This window comes from Paractinoplanes toevensis, from assembly GCF_018332695.1.
GTDB lineage: Bacteria > Actinomycetota > Actinomycetes > Mycobacteriales > Micromonosporaceae > Actinoplanes > Actinoplanes toevensis.
This window is the reverse complement of the sequence record NZ_BOQN01000010.1, coordinates 79,696-98,960: the sequence shown is the minus strand read 5'-3', so window position 1 is coordinate 98,960 and position 19,265 is coordinate 79,696. Positions and strand designations below refer to the sequence as shown.

The window sequence follows — 19,265 nt, the reverse complement described above, 5'->3', positions numbered from 1 at the left end:
CCACGATGGGCGGCATGACGACCTTTACGGTGTGGAAGTTCGACGGCCCGGACGGCGCCGAGCACGCCTCCGCGCAGCTCAAGGACGCCGAGTCCGAGGGTCTCGTCAAAGTGCTCGACCACGCCGTGATCACGTGGCCGGCCGGCGCCGCACAGCCGAAGCGGCTGCACGGCCACGACGGGGTGTGGCGCGGTGCCGGCTGGGGCGCGTTCTGGGGCCTGCTGGCCGGCACGCTGTTCCTGGTCCCGGTGGTCGGCGGGGTGGCCGGCGCCGCGATCGGCGCGATCAGCAAGGCCACCCAGGACACCGGCATCACCCGGGACCAACTGGCTCGGATCCGTACCGAGATCACCGAGGGCACGTCCGCGCTGTTCCTGGTCACCGACGCCGGCAACCTCGACCGGCTCGGCGAACGCTTCCACGGCATGGGCGAACACAGCCGCCTGATCGACACGAACCTCACCGACGGCGAGCGCGAGATCCTGCTCGAGACTTTCGGCGGCGCCCGGGCGAACCCGCAGCCCTACTGAGCGGCGCGGGCGGGGAGGACGGTCAGCCCTCCCCGCCGGGAGCGGGCATCGCGCCGGTCAGACGTCGAGGTCGTTTTCGATCCGGCGTAGCTGGTGGCGGGCCATGGCCAGGTTGGACCGGTCGCGGCGCAGCGCCACGTAGAGGAACAGGCCCTTGCCGGAGCGGCTGGTCAGCGGGCGGATCAGGTGGTACTGGCTTTCCAGCGTGATCAGGATGTCCTCGATCTTCTCGGAGATGTTGAGCATCTCCATCGCCCGTAGCTTCGCGCGGACCACGTCGGTGTTGCCGGCGGCGGCGACCGTCAGGTCGAGCTCCTTGCCGCCGCCGACGGTGCCCAGCGCCATGCCGCTCGTGTGGTCCACGAGGGCGACGCCCACGGCGCCGTCGATTTCCATGATCTCTTTGAGTGCGGTGTCCATGTCGGGCATGGGATGGTCCTCCGTTGCGGTGGGATGGCGGTCCGCCGCTTGGCCGGCGGTACCGGGGGTGATCAGCCGGTCGCCTGCCGGCGCCGGGCGTTGTCGGGCAGCGTGGCCATCGGGGTGCGCCGCGTCAGCGGTGCGGCCGGGCCGGTCTGCGTGGGGCCGGGCTGAGTGCTGCCGGGCTGCGTGGGGCTGTGTTGCGAGGGGATGGCGGGGCGGGGCGCCGATTTCGCCTCCACCGCGAGGATCCGCACCAGGCGCCGCACGCAGCGGCGTGCCTCGAGGTGCACCATCGCGAGGTTGGCGTCCCCGGACGTGACCAAGGTGAGCAGCGAGTTCTGGCCGGCGGTGTACGTGGTGATGTAGCCCCGGTCGCACTCCACCACCGACTCGCGCAGGCTGCCGTGGTTAACCGCGTGGGCGAACCGCCGGGCCAGCGCCAGATGCGCGGCGGCCAGCGCGGCGAGGCCGTCCGGTTCCAGCCCGTGCGCGTCGTGCGCGACCACCAGGCCGTCGGTGCTCGCGAGCACACTGCCGGACAGTTCCGGCAGCCGGGCGCGCAGGCGGTCGAGCTCCTGGAGCACCGCCGGATCCGTCATCCTCGGTCTCCCTTTCTGTTCTGGTCGTCAGGTGGGGGTGCGCGCGTCACCGCAGGGCCCGCAGTGCGGTACGGATGCGTTTGAGCAGGACTTCATCGGTGCCGGGATGGACCGGCGCGGGTTCCGAGGCCACCTCTTTCGGCAGCTTCGCGCCGGGTTTTCGGCGGGCCAGCCGGGGCGGGCGGTACAGCGTCCCGTTCGCGTTGGTCTCCTCGGTGAGCGCCGGCGACGGGGGTCGGGGCGGCGACGCGGCTGGGGGCGGCGACGGCGGCGGGGGTTCGGGCTTGGTGGGGCGAGCCCCCGACACCACCGGCACGGTCGGGACGTCGCCGGGACTCACCCGGGGGCGGCGCGCGTCCACCGCGGTCCCGCGGGCCCGGGGCAACCGCACGAACTCGGGAGCCTCGGCCCGTACCTCCGGAAGCTCCAGCAGACCCAGCGCCGCAAGGCGCCGCAGCTCCTGAATGGTCGCGAAGCCGGCGCGGCCCAGCAGTAACGCCAGGTCGGCCGGGGTGCGCTGGCCGTCGGCGTGCACCAGCAACTCCCACTGCGCGGCGGTCAGCGTGATCCGCTCCCGCGGCGGGCGGGTCACCGGCGTCACCACCGCCGTGTCCACCCGCGGGTCGGGGAAGATGTCGTCGAGCAGCTTCGCCCGGCGGCGCACCTCCCGGTCGACCGCCGCCGGGTCGATGTGCGCGATCGGGCCCAGCCAGTGCATGGCACCGCCGAGGAACTCGACCGGCGCGGCCGCCGGCGACAGCGCGAAGTACGCGGCGTCGTAGGTCGCGCCGAGCACGCACAGCTCCAGCTCACCCTGGGTGAGATGCCCCTGCTCGACCAGCAGCCGGCCCACCTGGGCGGTGGAGGTGCCCTGGTCGAGGGCGGTCTGCCAGGTGCGCCCGGCCAGCCGGCCGGACGCGGTGAGCAACTCGCCGACCCCGGGCGCCGCCGGTGACTCGGCGTAGATGACCCGGCCCTCGAGGACGTAGACCGCGCCGCCCGGGTGGCCGCCGACCACCAGGGCACCGGTCTGCCGGTCGGCCGCCACCTGGGTGAACAGGCGCGCCGGCGCGGCGGTCTTCGAGGGGGTCACCCGGTCTCTCCTCACGTGGCGATCAGGTCGTCGGCCAGTTTCTGCATGCGGCGGCGGGCCACCGCGAGGTTCCCCTGCTGCCGGTCCAGCCAGACGTAGAGGACCAGCCGGCTGTCGAAGTCGGTGTGCACGAGCCGGAGCAGGTGGTAGCCGCCGGCCGTCGTGATGATCAGGTCTTCCAGCAGGTCGTGCGGTATCGCCGAGACGAACAGCGACCGGCTGGTGGCGGCCTGGACCACGTCGGCCGTGCCGGCCGCGGCCGCCTCGTGGTCGGAGTTCGGTGCGGTTCCCGTCGTGGCGACCGGGAAGCCGGTGGTGTAGTCGACGATGCTGGCGCCGACCGCGCCAGGAATCGCCATGGCCTCCTGCAGACAGTGATCGACGCCGGGCACGTCTCTCCCTCAGCGCTGGTGTCCCCCACTGGATGGCGACGAACGTCCCTGCTGTCACCGTGGGCCATCCTGCGGCGACCACCAGCCGACAAGTCGCACCCGATGTGCGTCATGGTCGGCGAGACTCGCAGCGCCGCCGTTGCGGTCCGATTTCTCCCAGCCAGTGCCGCTCGCCGGCGACCAGCCGCACCGGGGCCCCGCCGGACCGCAGCAACTCGCCGGCCGCGTCGGCGACCGTCACCGCGACCCGCGACGCCAGCTCGTTCTGCCCGATCAGGCCGTCGCGCATCAGCACCCGCCCGACCCGGCGGCCGGCCCGGCCCTCGGCCACCGCGGCCGACCACGCCGCCGGGCTCAGCCGCCCGGAGGCGACCAGCCGCTCACCGAGACCGGGACAGGACGGGGTCTCGGCGTACGCGATCCGGCCGCCCACCAGGTGAAGCACGCCGCCCGGCGTGCCACCCACGTGCAGCGCCCCGGTCCACCCGGCCGCACCCAGCTCGCTCAACCACCACCGAAGTCGCACATCCCGCATGGTTCGAGCCCATCGAGCGTCGTCGTCGCACGGTCGGTGCGGGTGCTCAGGACGAGGGTCCCTCGACAGGGGCGCGTAACATGATCGTCACTTTTCGATAAGGGGGGCGCCATATGCCGGTCCGCTGGGAACAGATCGTCGTGGACGCGGAGGACGCGCACCGGCTGGCCCGCTGGTGGGCCGAGGCCCTCGGCTACCAGATCGTGCACGAGGCCCCCGACGAGGTGGAGATCCGGCGCACCCCCGACGAACTGCCCGGCCTGCTGTTCACCCCGGTGCCGGACGCCAAGACGGTCAAGAATCGCCTGCACATCGACCTGCGGCCGGACGATCAGGAGGCGGAGGTCGAGCGGCTGGTGAACATGGGCGCCCGGCTCGCCGACGTCGGTCAGCGCGACGTCGGCTGGGTGGTCCTGGCCGACCCGGAGGGCAACGAGTTCTGCGTGCTGTCCAGCCGCAAGGATCAATAGCGGAAGCGGGCCATCAGCGTCTGGATCTCGCCGGCCGCCGTGCTCACCACCTCGGCGGAGGTACGCGTCGTGTTCGCACCCTCCGCCGTCGACTCCGTCGAACGGGTGATGTTCGAGACCGTGCCGGAGATCTCCCCGGCCGCCGCCGACACCTCACCCACGTTCCGCGACATCAGCTCGGTCGTCGCCGACTGCTGCTCGACCGCCGCCGCGATCATCCGCTGACCGTCGTCGATCTGCGCGATCACCTCGGTGATCGAGGCGATCGCCGCCGCGGTCCCGCTCGTCATCTCCTGGATCGCCGAGATTTTCGCGGTGATGTCCGCGGTCGCCTGCGCCGTCTCCTGGGCCAGGTCCTTCACCTCGGTCGCCACCACCGCGAAACCCTTGCCGGCCGCACCGGCCCGGGCCGCCTCGATCGTCGCGTTCAGCGCCAGCAGGTTCGTCTGCTCCGCGATGTTCGTGATCAGCTGCACGATGTCGCCGACCTCCCGGCTCGCCTCGCTCAGCCGCCCCACCGCCTCCGCGGTCCGCGCCGCGTCCCGGGTCGCCGCACCGGTCGTCGCCGTGGCCACCTCGGTCTGCCGGGCGATCTCCCGGATCGACGCCGCCAGCTCGTCGGTCGCGGTCATCATGTCGCCCACCGCCGACGCCACGTTCCGGGCCGACGCGTCCGCGCTGCGCGCCTGGGCCGACGTCTGCTCGGCCGAACCGTCCAGCTCCCCGGCCAGCGTCCGCAGATCACCGCTGGCCGAGGTCAGCGTGCCGATGCGCACCGCCGTCGCGGACACCGTCTCGCGCAGCGCCCCCATCGCGCCGTTCAGCGCCCCGGCCATCTCACCCAGCTCGTCGCGGCGCAGCACCGGCACCCGGACGGTCAGGTCGCAGTCGGCCACCGCCCGCAGGCCGGCCACCATCTCCCGCAACGGCCGCCGGATCGCCCGCAGCGTCCGCCACCCGGCCAGTGCCGTGATCAGGATGCCGGCGAGACCGGCCAGCCCGATGATCCAGTCGCTCTTCTTCGCCGACGAGACACCCCGGTCACTGGCCGCCAGCACCGCCGCGCCCATCGCGTCGTCCAGCGCCCCGAGATCCTCCTCGAGCTGCGCGTAGACGGTCAGATAGCTGGCGAGCTGCGTGGTTGACCGCGAACTCACCACCTGCGCCGCCAGATCCGCATATGTCACGATCTGCGGGCGCACTCGCCGGTAGTCGGCCTGCAGGTCCGTCGGGGCTTCGACCGCCGCCGCGTCGAAATTGTCGAGCATCACCGCACCGTGGTCGGCGACCTCGTTGTCCGCCGCCGACCTGCTGTACATCGCGGACATCACGTCGGCCCGCAATGCATCGTGCATCATGTCCGCGTTCCACTGGTGACTCATGCCGTCCGATATCCGGGCGATGTCCCGGTTCGCGTCCGCCTGCACGTGCGAGCTGTAGATCGCGAAGCCCACCACCAGCGCCACCGATATCAGCCCGGCCGCCACCATCACCAGCAGACGGGCGACGATGGTCATGCTCCGGCCGGCCGGAGAATCGGACTCCACGGCTACTACATCGGCAACCGATACGAGCCGCTTAGGCTGGGATCATGACGGCGCCCGACGCCCAGAGGTGGCTTACCGAACCGGCCAAGGACAGCGGGTACGGAAGGACGCCCTACCAGCGGGACCGGGCCCGCGTCCTGCACTCGGCCGGCTTCCGCCGGCTGGCGTCCAAGACCCAGGTGCACACGGCCGGGTCCGACGACTTCCTGCGTACGCGGCTGACGCACTCCCTGGAGGTCGCCCAGATCTCCCGCGAGATGGGCGCCCGGCTCGGCTGCGACCCGGACGTCGTCGACGTGGCCGGGCTCGCCCACGACCTCGGCCACCCACCCTTCGGGCACAACGGCGAACACGCCCTCGACGAGGTCGCCCAGCCCTGCGGCGGCTTCGAGGGCAACGCACAGACCCTGCGGGTGCTCACCCGCCTCGAGGCCAAGGTCCCCGGCGCCGGCCTCAACCTCACCCGCGCCTCCCTCGACGCCTGCGCCAAATACCCCTGGCCTCGAAAACCCGGATACCCCAAATTCGGGGTGTACGCCGACGACCGCCCCGTCTTCGACTGGATGCACCCGGCCGACCTGGGCGAGCGCCGCTGCCTCGAAGCGCAGGTGATGGACTGGGCCGACGACGTCGCCTACTCCGTGCACGACGTCGAGGACGGGGTGCACGGCGGCTACCTCACCCTCCGGCCGCTCCTGCACGACCCCGACGAGCGGGCCGCCCTCTGCGCCGACGTCGCCGCCACCTACTCCGACGAACCGCCCGACGCGCTGGCCGCCGCCCTCGAACAGCTGCTCGCCGACCCGGCCGTCGCACCCGTCGCCGACTACGACGGCACGTTCGCCGCGCAGGTCGTCCTCAAACGGATGACCAGCATCCTCACCGGCCGGTTCGTGGCCTCCGCGGTCGGCGCCACGCAGAGCCGCTACGGCAACGGCCCGGTCCGTCGTTACGACGCCGACCTCATCGTGCCGCGCACCGTCCGTAACCAGTGCGCGCTGCTGAAAGGCATGGCGTTGCGCTACGTGATGCGCACCCGGGCCGCCGAGGACTGGTACGACCAGCAGCGCACGATCCTCGTCGAGCTCGTGCACGCTCTGGTCCGTACGCCGGAAAGGTTGGATCTTGTTTTCGGCCCGTTGCATGCCGCCGCGGGAAGCGACGCCGCCGCACTCAGAGTGGTGATCGACCAGGTCGCGTCGCTGACCGACCACGCCGCCGTGGCATGGCACCGGACCCTGGTGGCGGCGCGCACCTGACGCGAGGCAGGATGTATGCCGTGGCGGGCAGGGTCAAGGACGAAGACATCGCGCTGGTCCGCGACCGCACGTCGATCGCCGACATCATCGGCGAGTCCGTGACGCTGCGGTCCGCCGGCGGCGGCAACCTCAAGGGCTTGTGCCCGTTCCACGACGAGAAATCACCGTCCTTCACGGTCGCTCCAGCTCGCGGCGTGTACTACTGCCACGGGTGTGGTCAGGGTGGCGATGCCATCAAATACCTGATGGACGCCGAGCACCTGTCGTTCATCGAGTCGATCGAGCGGCTGGCTTCGCGGGCCGGCATTCAGCTTCGCTACGAGACTGACAATTCGCCCAGCCCTGGTCCGCGGCCGCAGGCCGGGCAGCGGCAGCGGCTGCTCGCCGCGCACGTGAGCGCGGCCGAGTTCTACCGCGACCAGCTCGGCACGGCCGGGGCCCGCAAGGCGCGCGAGTTCCTCGCCCAGCGCGGGTTCGGGCGGGACGCCGCCGAGCGGTACGGGTGCGGGTTCGCGCCGGACTCGTGGGACGCGCTGGCCAAGCACCTGCGGCAGAAGGGCTTCACGGCCGAGGAGTTGAACACCGCCGGGCTGACCAAGCCGGCCCGGTCCGGTTCGCTCATCGACCGGTTCCGCCGGCGGCTGCTGTGGCCGATCAAGGACCTGACCGGGGACGTGATCGGGTTCGGCGCGCGCAAGCTGTTCGACGACGATGACGGCCCGAAATACCTGAACACGCCGGAGTCGCCGCTCTACAAGAAGTCGCACGTGCTCTACGGCATCGACCAGGCCAAACGCGAGATCGCGAAGCGCGGCCGGGCGGTCATCGTGGAGGGGTACACCGACGTGATGGCCTGCCACGAGGCGGGCGAGCCGACGGCGGTGGCGACCTGCGGCACGGCGTTCGGCGTCGACCACATCGGGGTGCTGCGGCGGCTGCTGATGGACAGCGACAGCTTCACCGGCGAGATCATCTACACGTTCGACGGGGACGCGGCCGGGCAGAAGGCGGCGCTGCGCGCCTTCGAGGAGGACCAGCGGTTCGTCGGACGCACGTTCATCGCGGTCAGCCCGGACAACATGGACCCGTGCGAGTTGCGGCTGGCCCGGGGTGATCTCGCGGTGCGCGACATGATCGCCGGGCGGGAACCGCTCGTCGACTTCGCACTGCGGCACACCATCTCGCGGTTCGATCTGGACACGGTGGAGGGCCGGGTGGAGGCGATGCGCAAGGCCGCCCCGCTGGTCGCCAAGATCAAGGACCGGGAGAAGCGTCCGGAGTACGCGCGGAAGCTCGCCGGCGACCTCGGGATGGACCTGGAACCGGTGCAGCGTGCGGTGAACGCGGCCCTGCGCGGTGCCGCCGCCGACGAGGCCGCCCGACCGGCCGGCCGCACCGTGGTCGCGCCGCAGCGACTCGTCGAGCGGGAGTCGCTGAAACTGGCGCTGCAGGAGCCGGTGCTGGCCGGGCCGATGTTCGACACGGTCGGCACCGAGGACTACGGCGATCCGGTCTACCAGGCGATCCGGTCGGCGATCGGGGCGGCGGGCGGCGCCTCGTCGGCGTCCTCGGGTGGCGTGGTGTGGATCGAGAAGGTGCGCGACTGCTGCGATGATCTGGCCGGCAAGGGGCTGATCTCGGAGTTGTCGGTGGAACCGTTGCACACCGATGCCGCGGTCGATCCGCGCTATGTGCAGATCACCATGGCGCGGCTGCAGGTGGGCTCGGTGACCACTCGGATTCGTGATCTGAAGTCGAAGGTGCAGCGGCTGAACCCGGTGGCGCACAAGGATGAGTACCTGGCGTTGGCCGGCGAGCTCTTCTCCCTCGAACAGCAGGCGCGCGCGTTGCGCGATCAGGCGGCAGGTGGACTGTGAACCTACTTCGGCGTAAACCCAAGCTTCCGGCGGCGCTGCGGCCCGCGCTGGCTCCGGACGAGCGGGTGGTGGCGTGGGCCGCGCTCGACGGCGATCAGGCCCTGGTCGCCACGAACCACGGCCTGTGGCTGCCGGACGGTAAGCGGCTCGGCTGGCACGAGATCCACAAGGCGGCGTGGTCCGGGCGGGAGCTGCGGATCACGCCGGCCGATCTGGCCGAGGACCGCGAGGAGTACGTGGTGCTCGTCGACGGGCCGGTGGTCAGTTTCCTGCTGCTGGAGCCGGGCGAGGTGCCGGACCAGGTGCGGTCCCGGGTGACCCGGTCGGTGGCGTACACGTCGCACCACCCGCTGTCGGCGGGCGGGGTGCGGGTGGTGGGCCGGCGGGTGCCCGGCAGGAACGGTCTGAGCTGGGCGGTCCGCTACGACGCGGGTACGCCGGTGAAGCTGGCGGCGGTCACCGAGCTGACGAATGAGCTGGTGTCGGCGGCCCGGGAGGCGACCGCGCCGCCGGAGTGATTTTTGTCGTACCCCCTCTCTAGGGTTCTCGCCGTGGACTCCCTCATACATGCGCGCGGCCTCGTGAAGCGGTTCGGTGACTTCACGGCGGTCGCCGGCATCGACGTCGACGTGCGCCGGGGCGAGGCGTTCGGGTTTCTCGGCCCGAACGGCGCCGGCAAGAGCTCGACCATGCGCATGATCGGGTGCGTGTCGCCGCCGACCGATGGCGTGCTGCAAATTCTGGGGATGGACCCGCGGCGGGACGGGCCGAAGATCCGGGCGAAACTCGGCGTGTGCCCCCAGCTGGACAATCTGGACATCGAGCTGACCGTCCGGGAGAACCTGTCGACCTATGCCCGGTTCTTCGGCATTCCGCGCAAGGTGGCCCGGCAGCGGGCCGCCGAGCTGCTGGATTTCGTGCAGCTGTCCGAGCGTGGCGACAGCAAGGTCGAGCCGCTGTCCGGCGGCATGAAACGGCGGCTGACGATCGCCCGGGCGCTGGTCAACGAACCGGAGATCGTGCTGCTCGACGAGCCCACCACCGGTCTCGACCCGCAGGCGCGGCACCTGGTGTGGGAGCGATTGTTCCGGCTCAAGCAGCAGGGCGTGACCCTGGTGCTGACGACCCATTACATGGACGAGGCCGAGCAGTTGTGCGACCGGCTCGTGGTGATGGACGGTGGCCGGATCGTGGCCGAGGGTTCCCCGCGGGCGCTGATCGAGCAATATTCGACGCGCGAGGTGGTGGAGCTGCGGTTCGCCGCCGAGTCCCAGGAGCCGTATTCGGAGAAGCTGGCCGGCCTCGGCGAGCGGCTCGAGGTGCTGCCCGATCGCATCCTGCTCTACGTGTTCGACGGCGACGCGGCGGTGGCCGAGGTGCAGCGGCGGTCGCTGGCCCCGGCCAGTGTGCTGGTGCGGCGCAGCAGCCTGGAGGACGTGTTCCTGCACCTCACCGGCCGGACGCTGGTGGACTGATGGTCGCCGGGGCGTACGTTCTGGAGTACCACCTGGTCAACTACCGCCGCACGTGGCGGTCGAGCGCGCTGTCCACGCTGGTCCTGCCGCTGCTGACGATGCTGGGCTTCGGGCTCGGCGTCGGGGCCTACGTGTCCGGCGGCGTCGAGGGCGTTCCCTATCTCGACTGGATCGTGCCGGGTCTGATCGCGTCGACCGCGGTGCAGGCGGCGTTCGGCGAGGCGACCTGGCCGGTGCTGAGCTACTTCGAGTGGCTGAAGGTCTACTTCGCGCAGGCCGCGGCGCCGCTGCGGGTGGGCGACATCCTGGGTGGCCACCTAGCGTTCATGCTGTTCCGGGTGCTGACCAGCGCGGCGGCGTTCCTCGGGGTGGCGGCGCTGTTCGGGGCGGTGCATTCGTGGTGGGCGCCGATGACCCTGGTGGTGTCGCTGGTCGTGGGCCTGGCGGTGGCGGCGCCGACGGTGGCGTACAGCGCGAGCGTCAGCAGCGACAGCTACCTGGCGATCCTGATGCGGTTCGCGGTGCTGCCGATGTCGCTGTTCTCCGGGGTGTTCTTCCCGGTCGAGTCGCTGCCGGTGGTGCTGCGCTGGGTGGCCTACGCGCTGCCGCTGTGGCACGGCGTCGAGTTGAGCCGGGACGCCATGCTCGGGCTCGCGCCGGGGTGGCTCGGCCTGCTGCACGTGGTTTATCTGCTGGCCTGGTGCGCGGCCGGGTGGCTGCTGGCGCACCGGCTGTTCCGGCGCCGGTTGGCGGTCTGAGATGGTGACTCTGGTTCTGCCGCGGCTGGTCTCGTTCGAGGGGTCGGGCCGGCGCGCGGCCTCGGTGACCGAGCGCAACATCAACACCCTGCGGTCGATGTACTGGGTGGTGCTGGTCTCCGGGTTCCTGGAGCCGGTGCTCTACCTGTTCTCGATCGGCGTCGGCGTGGGCGGGCTGATCGGTGACATCGCGTTGCCGGACGGGCGCCTGGTCGGCTACGCCGAGTTCGTGGCGCCGGCCATGCTGGCGGCGTCGGCGATGACCGGTGCGCTGTCCGAGACGACCTTCAACTTCTTCGGGAAGATGAAGTTCATGCGGCTGTACGAGGGGATCCTCGCGACGCCGGTGCGGCCCATCGAGATCGCCCTGGGCGAGCTGGCCTGGGCGATGGTGCGCGGGGTGCTCTACTCGTCCGCGTTCCTGGTGATCATGGTGGCGATGGGCCTGACGACACCGGGGCGGGCCCTCGCGATGCTCCCGGCGGCCGTCCTGATCGGCTTCGCATTCGGGGCGCTCGGCATGACGATCTCCACGCTGATCCGCAGCTGGCAGGAGTTCGACCTGATCTTTTCGGGGCAGTTCGCGCTGTTCCTGTTCTCCGGCACGTTCGTGCCGGCCACGGCCTACCCGCAGTGGTTGCGCTGGGTGATCGAGGTGACGCCGCTGTACCGGTCGGTCGATCTGGCTCGCGCGCTGAGCCTGGGCCCGGTGGGCTGGACCCAGGCTCTCGACGTGCTCTACCTGGTGGCTCTGCTCGGTCTCGGCCTCACGGTGGCGGGCCGCCGGATGACCGGCATGCTGTGCAAGTGACCGGCCGCGCGCCGACCGAGGTCGGTGCGCGGCCGCGGGTGTGCTGCCGGGAAGTGACGGTCAGTTGGTGCTCAGGCCGCGGTCGCTGCCCTTCTTGAGCTTGCGGTCGTCGCGCAGTTCGAGGAAGGGCTCGTCGGAGGGGTCGTGGCCGGCCGCGATGGCGCGGCCCCGTTCCAGTTCGGCGTCCAGTTCGGCGCCGAGCAGGATGGCGATGTTCGAGATCCACAGCCAGACGAGGAAGGCGATGACGCCACCGAGGGTGCCGTAGGTCTTGTCGTAGTTGGCGAAGTTCGCCAGATAGATCGCGAACCCGCCGGACGCGATGAGCCACAGCACCACGGCGAAGATGCCGCCGGGGCTGACCCAGCGGAAGCCGCCGGTCTTCGCGTTCGGTGACGCCCAGTAGAGAATGGCGAACATCAGGCTGATCAGGACCACCAGCACCGGCCACTTGGCGATGTTCCAGGTGGTCACGGCCACCCCGCCGAAGCCGAGCTTCTCGCCGACGACCCGCGCCACGTCACCGGTGAAGACCACGATGACGGCCGACACGACCAGCATGACGCCGATGACCGCGGTGACCGAGACCCGGATCGGCAGGGTCTTCCAGATCGGCCGGCCCTCGGGTACGTCGTAGACGGCGTTGGACGCGCGCATGAAGGCGGCGGTGTAACCGGAGGCCGACCAGAAGGCCAGCACGATACCGAGGATCGCGGTGAAGCTGGACGCGCCGCTGTCGCTGACGTTGTCGAGCACGGTGTTGACCAGGGTGGTGATCTGCTCGTTGCCGGTCAGCTCGCCGACCGTGTCCTTGACCGTGTCCTGCCCGTTCGGGCCGAGCAGGCCGGCCAGGGACACCAGCACCAGCGCGCCCGGGAAGATCGACAGCACGCCGTAGTAGGTGAGGGCGGCCGCCCAGTCCGAGATGTTGTCCTCGGAGAACTGCTTGAAGGTTCGCTTGATCGCGGCGAACAGCCCCTTGGCGCCGAGACTGGTGGGGGAGTCGGGGCCGGCGTCCGGCGGGGTCTTCGGGTTCGAGTAGTCCGGCTCGGGGCCGGTCTTGGTGGTCGCCGCGGCGGCCGTGTCGTAATCGCCGTTTCCGCGGGCGTACGCCTCGTCGTCCCGCCCTTCGCGAGCCTCCGAACGGCGGTCGGCGACGGCGGGCTTGTCGTTGTCGGCGTCCGCGTCGGACTTGTGGAAGAGCTTCATAGCGGGTTTCCCCTCCGGGTGAAGACGGGCGTTGCGGCCGCCTTCCGCACGGGTCTTGCCTCCCCGCCACGTGCGAATACGGCCAGTACTGCAATGCCCACGGAGCGCGCCTTCCTAACGCCCCGGCCGGGTGTCGGCACCGGACCTCGCTGCCAACTTTTGCTTTTGGTGACGAAAGTTGGGATAGATCTGGGAGAAGGTCTGGACTGGCGTGGCAGAACGAGCCTAGTGTGACCGGCACAACACCGGGTGTTCGACAGTGCCGTCCGGAGGTGTCCGTGTTTCACGCTGATGCGCCCCACCTGCGGATTTTGCGACTTCTGCGGGATGAAGGAGCCGTTTCCCGGGCCGAACTCGGCGACCGGCTGGAGCTGACCCGGCCCCGGCTCCTCGCCGAGGTCGAGCGCCTGGTCGGGGTCGAGCTCATCGCCGAGGCGGGCATGGCGGCCTCGCGCGGCGGGCGGCGATCGACGCTGGTGGAGATCCATCCCCGGTTGCGGTTCGCGGCGGTCGACCTCGGCGCCAGCTCGATCGACATCGAGGTGGTGAACGGGCGGCTGGAAACGGTGGCCGCCTACCGGGAGGCCGCCGACATCCGGTCCGGGCCCAAGGTGATCCTGCAGCGGGTCAACGAGCTGCTGGCCAAGGCGCGCATCGACGGCGCCTACGAGCGGCTCGACGCGGTGGGCATCGGGGTGCCCGGCCCGGTCAGCTTCCGCGACGGGGTGCCCGTGTCGCCGCCGATCATGCCCGGGTGGGACCGCTTCCCGGTGCGCGAGTTGCTGGCCCGCGAGCACAGCTGCCCCGCCGTGGTGGACAACGACGTCAACATCATGGCCATCGGCGAGCGGCACGGCGGGGTCGCGCACTCGGTGGACGACTTCCTGTTCGTCAAGATCGGTACCGGGATCGGGTGCGGCATCCACCTCGGCGGCACGGTCTATCGGGGGATCGACGGGTGTGCCGGCGACATCGGGCACATTCAGGTCGATGCGGACGGGCCGGTCTGTTCCTGCGGCAACGCGGGCTGTCTGGAGGCGCTGTTCAGCGGGGCGGCGCTGGCCCGCGACGCGCTCGCGGCGGCCCGGGCCGGTGAGTCGCCGGCGCTGGCCGAGCGGCTCGCCGGGGCGGAGGAGCTGACCGCCCGGGACGTGGCGGAGGGCGCGGCCGAGGGGGACGTCACCTGTATCCGGCTGATCCGCGAGGGCGGTCGGCGGGTCGGCGGGGTCCTCGCCACCCTGGTGTCGTTCGCCAATCCTTCGATGATCGTGATCGGGGGTGGTTTGGCCCAACTCGGGCACGTGCTACTGGCCGAGATCCGCAGCGTCGTCTACCGCCGGTCGCTGCCGCTGGCCACCGGCAACCTCCCGGTCGTGCTGTCCGAACTGGGCAGTCGCGCCGGCGTCACCGGCGCGGCCGTGCTGGCCAGCGACATGGCCTTCGAGCAGGCGTCATGAGCGACCCGTCCGCCTCCGCCGGCACCGCAACGGGTGGCGACCCCGTCCTGCGTCTCACCGATGTCGTCAAGACCTTCCCGGGTGTCCGGGCGCTCGACGGTGTCCAGCTCGAGGTGCGGGCCGGCGAGGTGCACTGCCTGCTCGGGCAGAACGGCGCCGGCAAGTCGACGCTCATCAAGGTCCTGGCCGGCGTGCACCACGCCGACAGCGGCGAGATCAGCTGGCTCGGCGAACCGTTCGCACCGGTCACCCCGCAGGCCGCCATGCGGGCCGGCATCGCCACCATCTACCAGGAGCTCGACCTGGTCGACGACCTGTCGGTGGCGGAAAATGCGTTCCTCGGGCACGAGCAGAGCCGGTTCGGCTTCACCCGGCGCCGGTCGTCGGCGGCCAGCACCCGGCAGATCCTGGCCCGGCTCGGCCACCCGGAGATCCCGCCGCGCCGGCTCGTGAAGAACCTGCCGGCCGCCGGCAAACAGATCGTCAGCATGGCGCGTGCCCTCTCGCACGATGCCCGGCTGATCGTCATGGACGAGCCCAGCGCCGTGCTTGCCCACGACGAGGTCGCCAACTTGTTCCGGATCATCCGGGAACTGACCGCGCAGGGCATCGCGGTCATCTACATCTCGCACCGGCTCGCCGAGATCCGCGAGATCGGCGACCGGGTGACGGTCCTCAAGGACGGCCGCACGACGGCCGCCAACCTGCCGGCCCGCAGCACCCCGACCCGGGAACTGGTGGGCCGGATGACCGGCCGCAGCATGGAGTACGTCTTCCCACCCCGGCGCCCGGCCCCCGAGGCCGAACCGGTCCTGGTGGTGGAGGGACTGACCCGGCACGGCGAGTTCGCCGACGCGACCCTGGCGGTCGCCCCCGGTGAGATCGTGGGAATCGCCGGCCTGGTCGGCTCCGGCCGCTCCGAACTGCTGGAGACCATCTTCGGTGCCCGCCGCGCGGACAGCGGAACGGTCACCATGGACGGCCGCCGGATCACCGGCGTCGGCGCGGCCGTGGCCCGCGGCATCGGCATGGCGCCGGAGGAACGCAAGAGCCAGGCGCTGCTGCTCGACGAGCCGGTCTACAAGAACATGACCCTCGCGTCGTTCAGCGGCTTCGCGCACGGCGGCTTCACCGACACCCGCGACGAGCGCGCCGCCGCGCTCCGGACCGCCGACCAGCTCGAGCTGCGGCCGCGCGACGTCGACCGGCCGGCGCGCACGCTCTCCGGCGGCAACCAGCAGAAGGTGGTGGTCGGCCGCTGGCTGCTCGGCGGCACGAAACTGCTGCTGCTCGACGAACCCACCCGCGGCGTCGACGTGGGCGCCCGCGCCGAGCTCTACCAGGTGATCCGCGGCCTCGCCGACGACGGGGTGGCCGTGCTGCTGGTCTCCAGCGAGGTGCCCGAGGTGCTCGGCCTCGCCGACCGGGTCCTGGTCATGCGGGAGGGCCGGCTCGTCCACGAGGCCCCGGCCGAGGAACTCGACGAAGACACCGTTCTCGACCTCGTCATGGCGGGGTCCTTGTTGGAGGGGGAGCCCGCGTGATCGCCGAGGCCGTGCGGGCAAAGAGTCCGCGCCAGATCGATGACGGCGTCATCCGCAACCTGGGTCTGGTCGGAGTGCTGATCATCCTGGTGATCATCGGGATCGTCACCAGGCCCGAGCTGTACTCCGACCCGACCTGGGTGCGCAACAACGTCCTGACCATCCTGCAGCAGGCCTCCGCGATCGGCGTGGTCACCGTCGGCATGACGTTCGTGATCATCGGAGGCGGCATCGACCTGTCGGTCGGCGCGATCATCGCGCTGTCCGGCGTCTGGGCCACCACCCTCGCCACCCAGAGCTACGGCGCCGCCGGCATGATCTTCACGGCGCTGGTCGTCGGTCTCGCGGTCGGCGTCGTCAACGGCGTCCTCATCTCGTACGGCAAGCTGGTGCCGTTCATCGCCACCCTGGCCATGCTGGTGTCGGCCCGCGGCCTGGCCGCCCAGATCTCCGGCAAGCAGACGCAGGTCTCGGCGAACGCCACGATCAACGACATCGCCTCCACCAAGCTGATCGGCATCCCGCTGCTGGTGTGGATCCTCGCCGCGGTGGTGGCGGCCGGCTGGGTGCTGCTCAACCGCACCACGTTCGGCCGACGCACGGTCGCGGTCGGCGGCAACCCGGAGGCCGCCCGGCTGGCCGGCATCAACGTCAAACGGCACACCCTCATGCTGTACGCGCTCTCCGGCATCTGCTGCGGAATTGCCGCGATCATGCTGACGTCCCAGGCGACCAGTGCCCAGGCCGCCATGGCGAACCTGTACGAACTCGACGCGATCGCCGCGGCGATCATCGGCGGCACGCTGCTGTCCGGCGGCCGCGGCACCATCGTCGGCGCCCTCTTCGGGGTGCTGGTGTTCTCCACGATCACCAACCTCTTCGCCATCAACAACCTCTCCACCGAGGTCCAGAACATGGTCAAGGGCGGCATCATCGTCGCCGCCGTGTTGATCCAGCAGTTCCGGTACCGCTCCCTCACGCAACTGCTCAAGCGCTGATCTCTTCGACCCGGGCCGCTCTATCCGGGTACCCCCTTGGGAGGAATCATGTCCGCTTTGTCCCGTAGGCGCGTTCTGTTCGGCGGCGCGGCCGTCAGCGCCGGCGCCCTTCTCACCGCCTGCACCAGCAACGACCCGGGCACCGACGCCCAGGTCAAGACCAACTCCAGCGGGGACGCGAACGCCGCCCCGGGCACGAAGGTCGTGATCGGATTCTCGGCACCGGCCGCCGACCACGGCTGGATCGCCGCGATCACCAACAACGCCAAGGCGCAGGCCGGCGCGTACACCGATGTGGAGCTCAAGACGGTCGAAGCCGGCGCCGATGCCGCCGCGCAACGGGCCGCCCTGGCCACGCTGATCGCGCAGAAGCCCACCGTGCTGGTGATGCTGCCGCACGACGGCAAGGAGCTCAACGCCACCGGCCTCGAGGCGATGCGGGCCGGCATCCCGGTGGTCAACCTCGACCGCGCGTTCCCGTCGCAGGCCGCCTACCGGCTGCAGATCAAGGGTGACAACTTCGGCATGGGGCTGGCCGCCGGCGACTACATCGGCGCGCAGCTCAAGGCCAAGGGCGTCAGCAATCCGATCATCGGGGAGATCCCCGGCATCGACTCGCTCGAGCTCACCCAGGAACGCACCCAGGGTTTCAACACGGCCCTTGCGGCGTACGGGTTCAAGGTGGCCAACCGCAGGCCGGCGGAGTTCACCGCCGACTCGGGTCAGGCGTCGGCCACCGCCCTGCTGCAGGCACTGCCCAAGATGGACGCCCTCTGGAACCACGACGACGACCAGGGCATCGGCGTGCTGGCCGCGATCAAGCAGGCCAACCGCAGCGAGTTCTTCATGGTCGGCGGGGCCGGTTCCAAGGCCGCCATCGACGCCATCTCCGCCGACAACAGCGTGCTGAAGGCGACCGTCACCTACAGCCCGTCGATGGCCTCCTCGGCGATCTCGCTGGCCCGCCTGATCGGCCAGGGCAAAGGCCTGAACGACCTGGTCGAGCTGCAGGTCCCCAAGCAGATAACCCTCGCGTCCGAGACGATCACCAAGGAGAACGCCGCCAAGTACGCGAAGCTTGGCTTCTGATCTCACTTCCTCAAAACAGGGGGATTCATGGCGGAACAGCTGCGGGTCGGCATGGTCGGCTACGCGTTCATGGGCGCCGCGCACTCGCAGGCCTGGCGCACCGTCAACCACGCGTTCGACCTGCCGCTGTGGGCACGGATGCGGGTGGTGTGCGGCCGCTCTCCGGACGGGGTGGCCGCCGCCGCCGCGCGCCTGGGGTGGGAGTCGCACACCACCGACTGGCGATCGGTGATCGAGCGGGACGACGTCGACCTGGTCGACATCTGCACGCCCGGCGACACGCACGCCGAGATCGCCCTCGCCGCGCTCGCCGCCGGCAAACACGTGCTGTGCGAGAAACCCCTGGCCAACTCGGTGGCCGAGGCCCGGGAGATGGCCGCGGCCGCGACCGCGGCCCAGGCCCGGGGCGTACGGACGATGTGCGGCTTCAACTATCGCCGGGTGCCGGCGGTGGCTCTCATGCGCCGGATGGTCGAGGCCGGCCGGATCGGCGAGATTCGCCACGTGCGCGCCGTCTACCTGCAGGACTGGATCGTCGACCCGGAGTTCCCGCTGGTCTGGCGCCTGCGGAAGGAGGTCGCCGGGTCGGGTGCGCTCGGTGACATCGGGGCGCACATCATCGACCTGACCCAGTTCGTGACCGGCCGCTCGATCCGGTCGGTCACCGCGGCCACCGAGACGTTCGTGAAGTCCCGGCCGCTGCCGACGGCGTCGTCCGGGCTGTCCGCCTCGGGTTCCGCGGAACGCGGCGAGGTCACGGTGGACGACGCCGCGCTGTTCCTGGCCCGGCTCGACGGCGGGGCGATCGCCACCTACGAGGCGACCCGGTTCGCCACCGGCCGCAAGAACGGGCTGCGGGTCGAGCTGAACGGCTCGCTCGGCTCACTGGTGTTCGACTTCGAGCGGATGAACGAGCTCGGCTTCTACGACGCCACGCTGCCCGCCGCCGATCAGGGCTTCAGCCGGATCCTGGTGACCGAGCCCGAGCACCCGTACATGGCCGCGTGGTGGCCACCGGGCCACCTGATCGGCTACGAGCACTCGTTCACCCACGAGATGCGCGATCTGATCGAGGCGATCGGCGTCGGCAAGGACCCGGCGCCGTCGTTCACCGACGCGCTGCAGGTGCAGCTGGTGCTGGACGCGGTGGCCCGCTCGGCGGCGACCGCACGGTGGACCGAGGTCGAATCGATCTAGCC

General features: G+C 70.8%; 20 protein-coding genes. 13 read left to right on the top strand and 7 right to left on the bottom strand.

Going from position 1 to position 19,265, the window contains the following annotated elements:
• The first annotated feature begins 14 nt into the window (after positions 1-14).
• A complete protein-coding gene (locus Ato02nite_RS03910; protein WP_213004961.1) occupies positions 15-530 on the top strand; it encodes a DUF1269 domain-containing protein in 516 nt (171 codons plus the stop codon).
• A gap of 57 nt (positions 531-587) precedes the next feature.
• Here the strand turns inward: Ato02nite_RS03910 and Ato02nite_RS03905 are convergent, their stop codons facing one another.
• From Ato02nite_RS03905 to Ato02nite_RS03885, 5 genes are all read right to left on the bottom strand, one after another.
• The gene (locus tag Ato02nite_RS03905; RefSeq protein ID WP_203814157.1) at positions 588-959 is read right to left on the bottom strand and encodes a hypothetical protein; all 372 of its coding nucleotides are present in this window, start codon (positions 957-959) and stop codon (positions 588-590) included.
• A 62-nt stretch (positions 960-1,021) separates the two neighbouring features.
• Complete coding sequence (locus Ato02nite_RS03900; RefSeq protein ID WP_213004960.1) at positions 1,022-1,552, bottom strand: roadblock/LC7 domain-containing protein; 531 nt, start codon at positions 1,550-1,552, stop codon at positions 1,022-1,024.
• Positions 1,553-1,598: 46 nt separating this feature from the next.
• A complete protein-coding gene (locus Ato02nite_RS03895) occupies positions 1,599-2,645 on the bottom strand; it encodes a DUF4388 domain-containing protein (RefSeq protein ID WP_213004959.1) in 1,047 nt (348 codons plus the stop codon).
• Positions 2,646-2,656: 11 nt separating this feature from the next.
• Positions 2,657-3,037 carry a roadblock/LC7 domain-containing protein gene (locus Ato02nite_RS03890; RefSeq protein ID WP_213004958.1) on the bottom strand — a complete coding sequence of 127 codons (381 nt, stop codon included), beginning with the start codon at positions 3,035-3,037 and terminating at the stop codon, positions 2,657-2,659.
• A 109-nt stretch (positions 3,038-3,146) separates the two neighbouring features.
• Positions 3,147-3,563, bottom strand: coding sequence for a hypothetical protein (locus Ato02nite_RS03885; protein ID WP_213004957.1), 417 nt, complete (start codon positions 3,561-3,563; stop codon positions 3,147-3,149).
• 122 nt (positions 3,564-3,685) lie between these two features.
• Between Ato02nite_RS03885 and Ato02nite_RS03880 the strand changes: the two genes are divergently transcribed.
• On the top strand, positions 3,686-4,042 hold the full coding sequence (locus Ato02nite_RS03880) for a VOC family protein (protein ID WP_213004956.1): 357 nt from the start codon (positions 3,686-3,688) through the stop codon (positions 4,040-4,042).
• Here the strand turns inward: Ato02nite_RS03880 and Ato02nite_RS03875 are convergent.
• Positions 4,036-5,589 carry a methyl-accepting chemotaxis protein gene (locus tag Ato02nite_RS03875; protein WP_246606040.1) on the bottom strand — a complete coding sequence of 518 codons (1,554 nt, stop codon included), beginning with the start codon at positions 5,587-5,589 and terminating at the stop codon, positions 4,036-4,038. The two genes, Ato02nite_RS03880 and Ato02nite_RS03875, sit on opposite strands and share 7 nt — an antisense overlap.
• A 44-nt stretch (positions 5,590-5,633) precedes the next feature.
• Between Ato02nite_RS03875 and Ato02nite_RS03870 the strand changes: the two genes are divergently transcribed.
• Genes Ato02nite_RS03870 through Ato02nite_RS03845 form a run of 6 tightly spaced genes read left to right on the top strand, consistent with a single transcriptional unit; the run spans position 5,634 to position 11,769 of the window.
• Entirely contained in the window at positions 5,634-6,848 is a 1,215-nt protein-coding gene (locus Ato02nite_RS03870) for a deoxyguanosinetriphosphate triphosphohydrolase (protein WP_213004955.1), read from the top strand.
• A gap of 11 nt (positions 6,849-6,859) precedes the next feature.
• Entirely contained in the window at positions 6,860-8,725 is a 1,866-nt protein-coding gene (gene dnaG / locus Ato02nite_RS03865; RefSeq protein WP_213004954.1) for a DNA primase, read from the top strand.
• Positions 8,722-9,243 (top strand): hypothetical protein, encoded by a 522-nt coding sequence (locus Ato02nite_RS03860; protein WP_213004953.1) that lies wholly within the window; start codon positions 8,722-8,724, stop codon positions 9,241-9,243. Before dnaG ends, Ato02nite_RS03860 begins: the two co-directional genes overlap by 4 nt.
• A gap of 33 nt (positions 9,244-9,276) precedes the next feature.
• The gene (locus tag Ato02nite_RS03855; protein WP_213004952.1) at positions 9,277-10,200 is read left to right on the top strand and encodes an ABC transporter ATP-binding protein; all 924 of its coding nucleotides are present in this window, start codon (positions 9,277-9,279) and stop codon (positions 10,198-10,200) included.
• Positions 10,200-10,958, top strand: a complete 759-nt coding sequence (locus Ato02nite_RS03850) for an ABC transporter permease (RefSeq protein WP_213004951.1) — start codon at positions 10,200-10,202, stop codon at positions 10,956-10,958. Before Ato02nite_RS03855 ends, Ato02nite_RS03850 begins: the two co-directional genes overlap by 1 nt.
• Position 10,959: 1 nt before the next feature.
• Positions 10,960-11,769 (top strand): ABC transporter permease, encoded by an 810-nt coding sequence (locus tag Ato02nite_RS03845; RefSeq protein ID WP_213004950.1) that lies wholly within the window; start codon positions 10,960-10,962, stop codon positions 11,767-11,769.
• A gap of 60 nt (positions 11,770-11,829) precedes the next feature.
• Here the strand turns inward: Ato02nite_RS03845 and Ato02nite_RS03840 are convergent, their stop codons facing one another.
• The gene (locus Ato02nite_RS03840; RefSeq protein WP_213004949.1) at positions 11,830-12,978 is read right to left on the bottom strand and encodes a YihY/virulence factor BrkB family protein; all 1,149 of its coding nucleotides are present in this window, start codon (positions 12,976-12,978) and stop codon (positions 11,830-11,832) included.
• A gap of 278 nt (positions 12,979-13,256) precedes the next feature.
• On the opposite strand from Ato02nite_RS03840, the gene Ato02nite_RS03835 reads away from it, so the two are divergent.
• The 5 genes from Ato02nite_RS03835 to Ato02nite_RS03815 are packed head-to-tail and all read left to right on the top strand — an operon-like array spanning position 13,257 to position 19,263.
• Positions 13,257-14,435, top strand: coding sequence for an ROK family protein (locus tag Ato02nite_RS03835; protein WP_213004948.1), 1,179 nt, complete (start codon positions 13,257-13,259; stop codon positions 14,433-14,435).
• The gene (locus Ato02nite_RS03830) at positions 14,432-15,979 is read left to right on the top strand and encodes a sugar ABC transporter ATP-binding protein (RefSeq protein ID WP_213004947.1); all 1,548 of its coding nucleotides are present in this window, start codon (positions 14,432-14,434) and stop codon (positions 15,977-15,979) included. The genes Ato02nite_RS03835 and Ato02nite_RS03830 overlap by 4 nt, the downstream gene beginning before the upstream one ends.
• Positions 15,976-16,977, top strand: a complete 1,002-nt coding sequence (locus tag Ato02nite_RS03825) for an ABC transporter permease (RefSeq protein WP_213004946.1) — start codon at positions 15,976-15,978, stop codon at positions 16,975-16,977. Before Ato02nite_RS03830 ends, Ato02nite_RS03825 begins: the two co-directional genes overlap by 4 nt.
• Positions 16,978-17,025: 48 nt before the next feature.
• Positions 17,026-18,066 (top strand): substrate-binding domain-containing protein, encoded by a 1,041-nt coding sequence (locus Ato02nite_RS03820; protein ID WP_213004945.1) that lies wholly within the window; start codon positions 17,026-17,028, stop codon positions 18,064-18,066.
• 27 nt (positions 18,067-18,093) lie between these two features.
• Positions 18,094-19,263, top strand: coding sequence for a Gfo/Idh/MocA family protein (locus Ato02nite_RS03815; protein WP_213004944.1), 1,170 nt, complete (start codon positions 18,094-18,096; stop codon positions 19,261-19,263).
• The last annotated feature ends 2 nt before the right edge of the window (positions 19,264-19,265 follow it).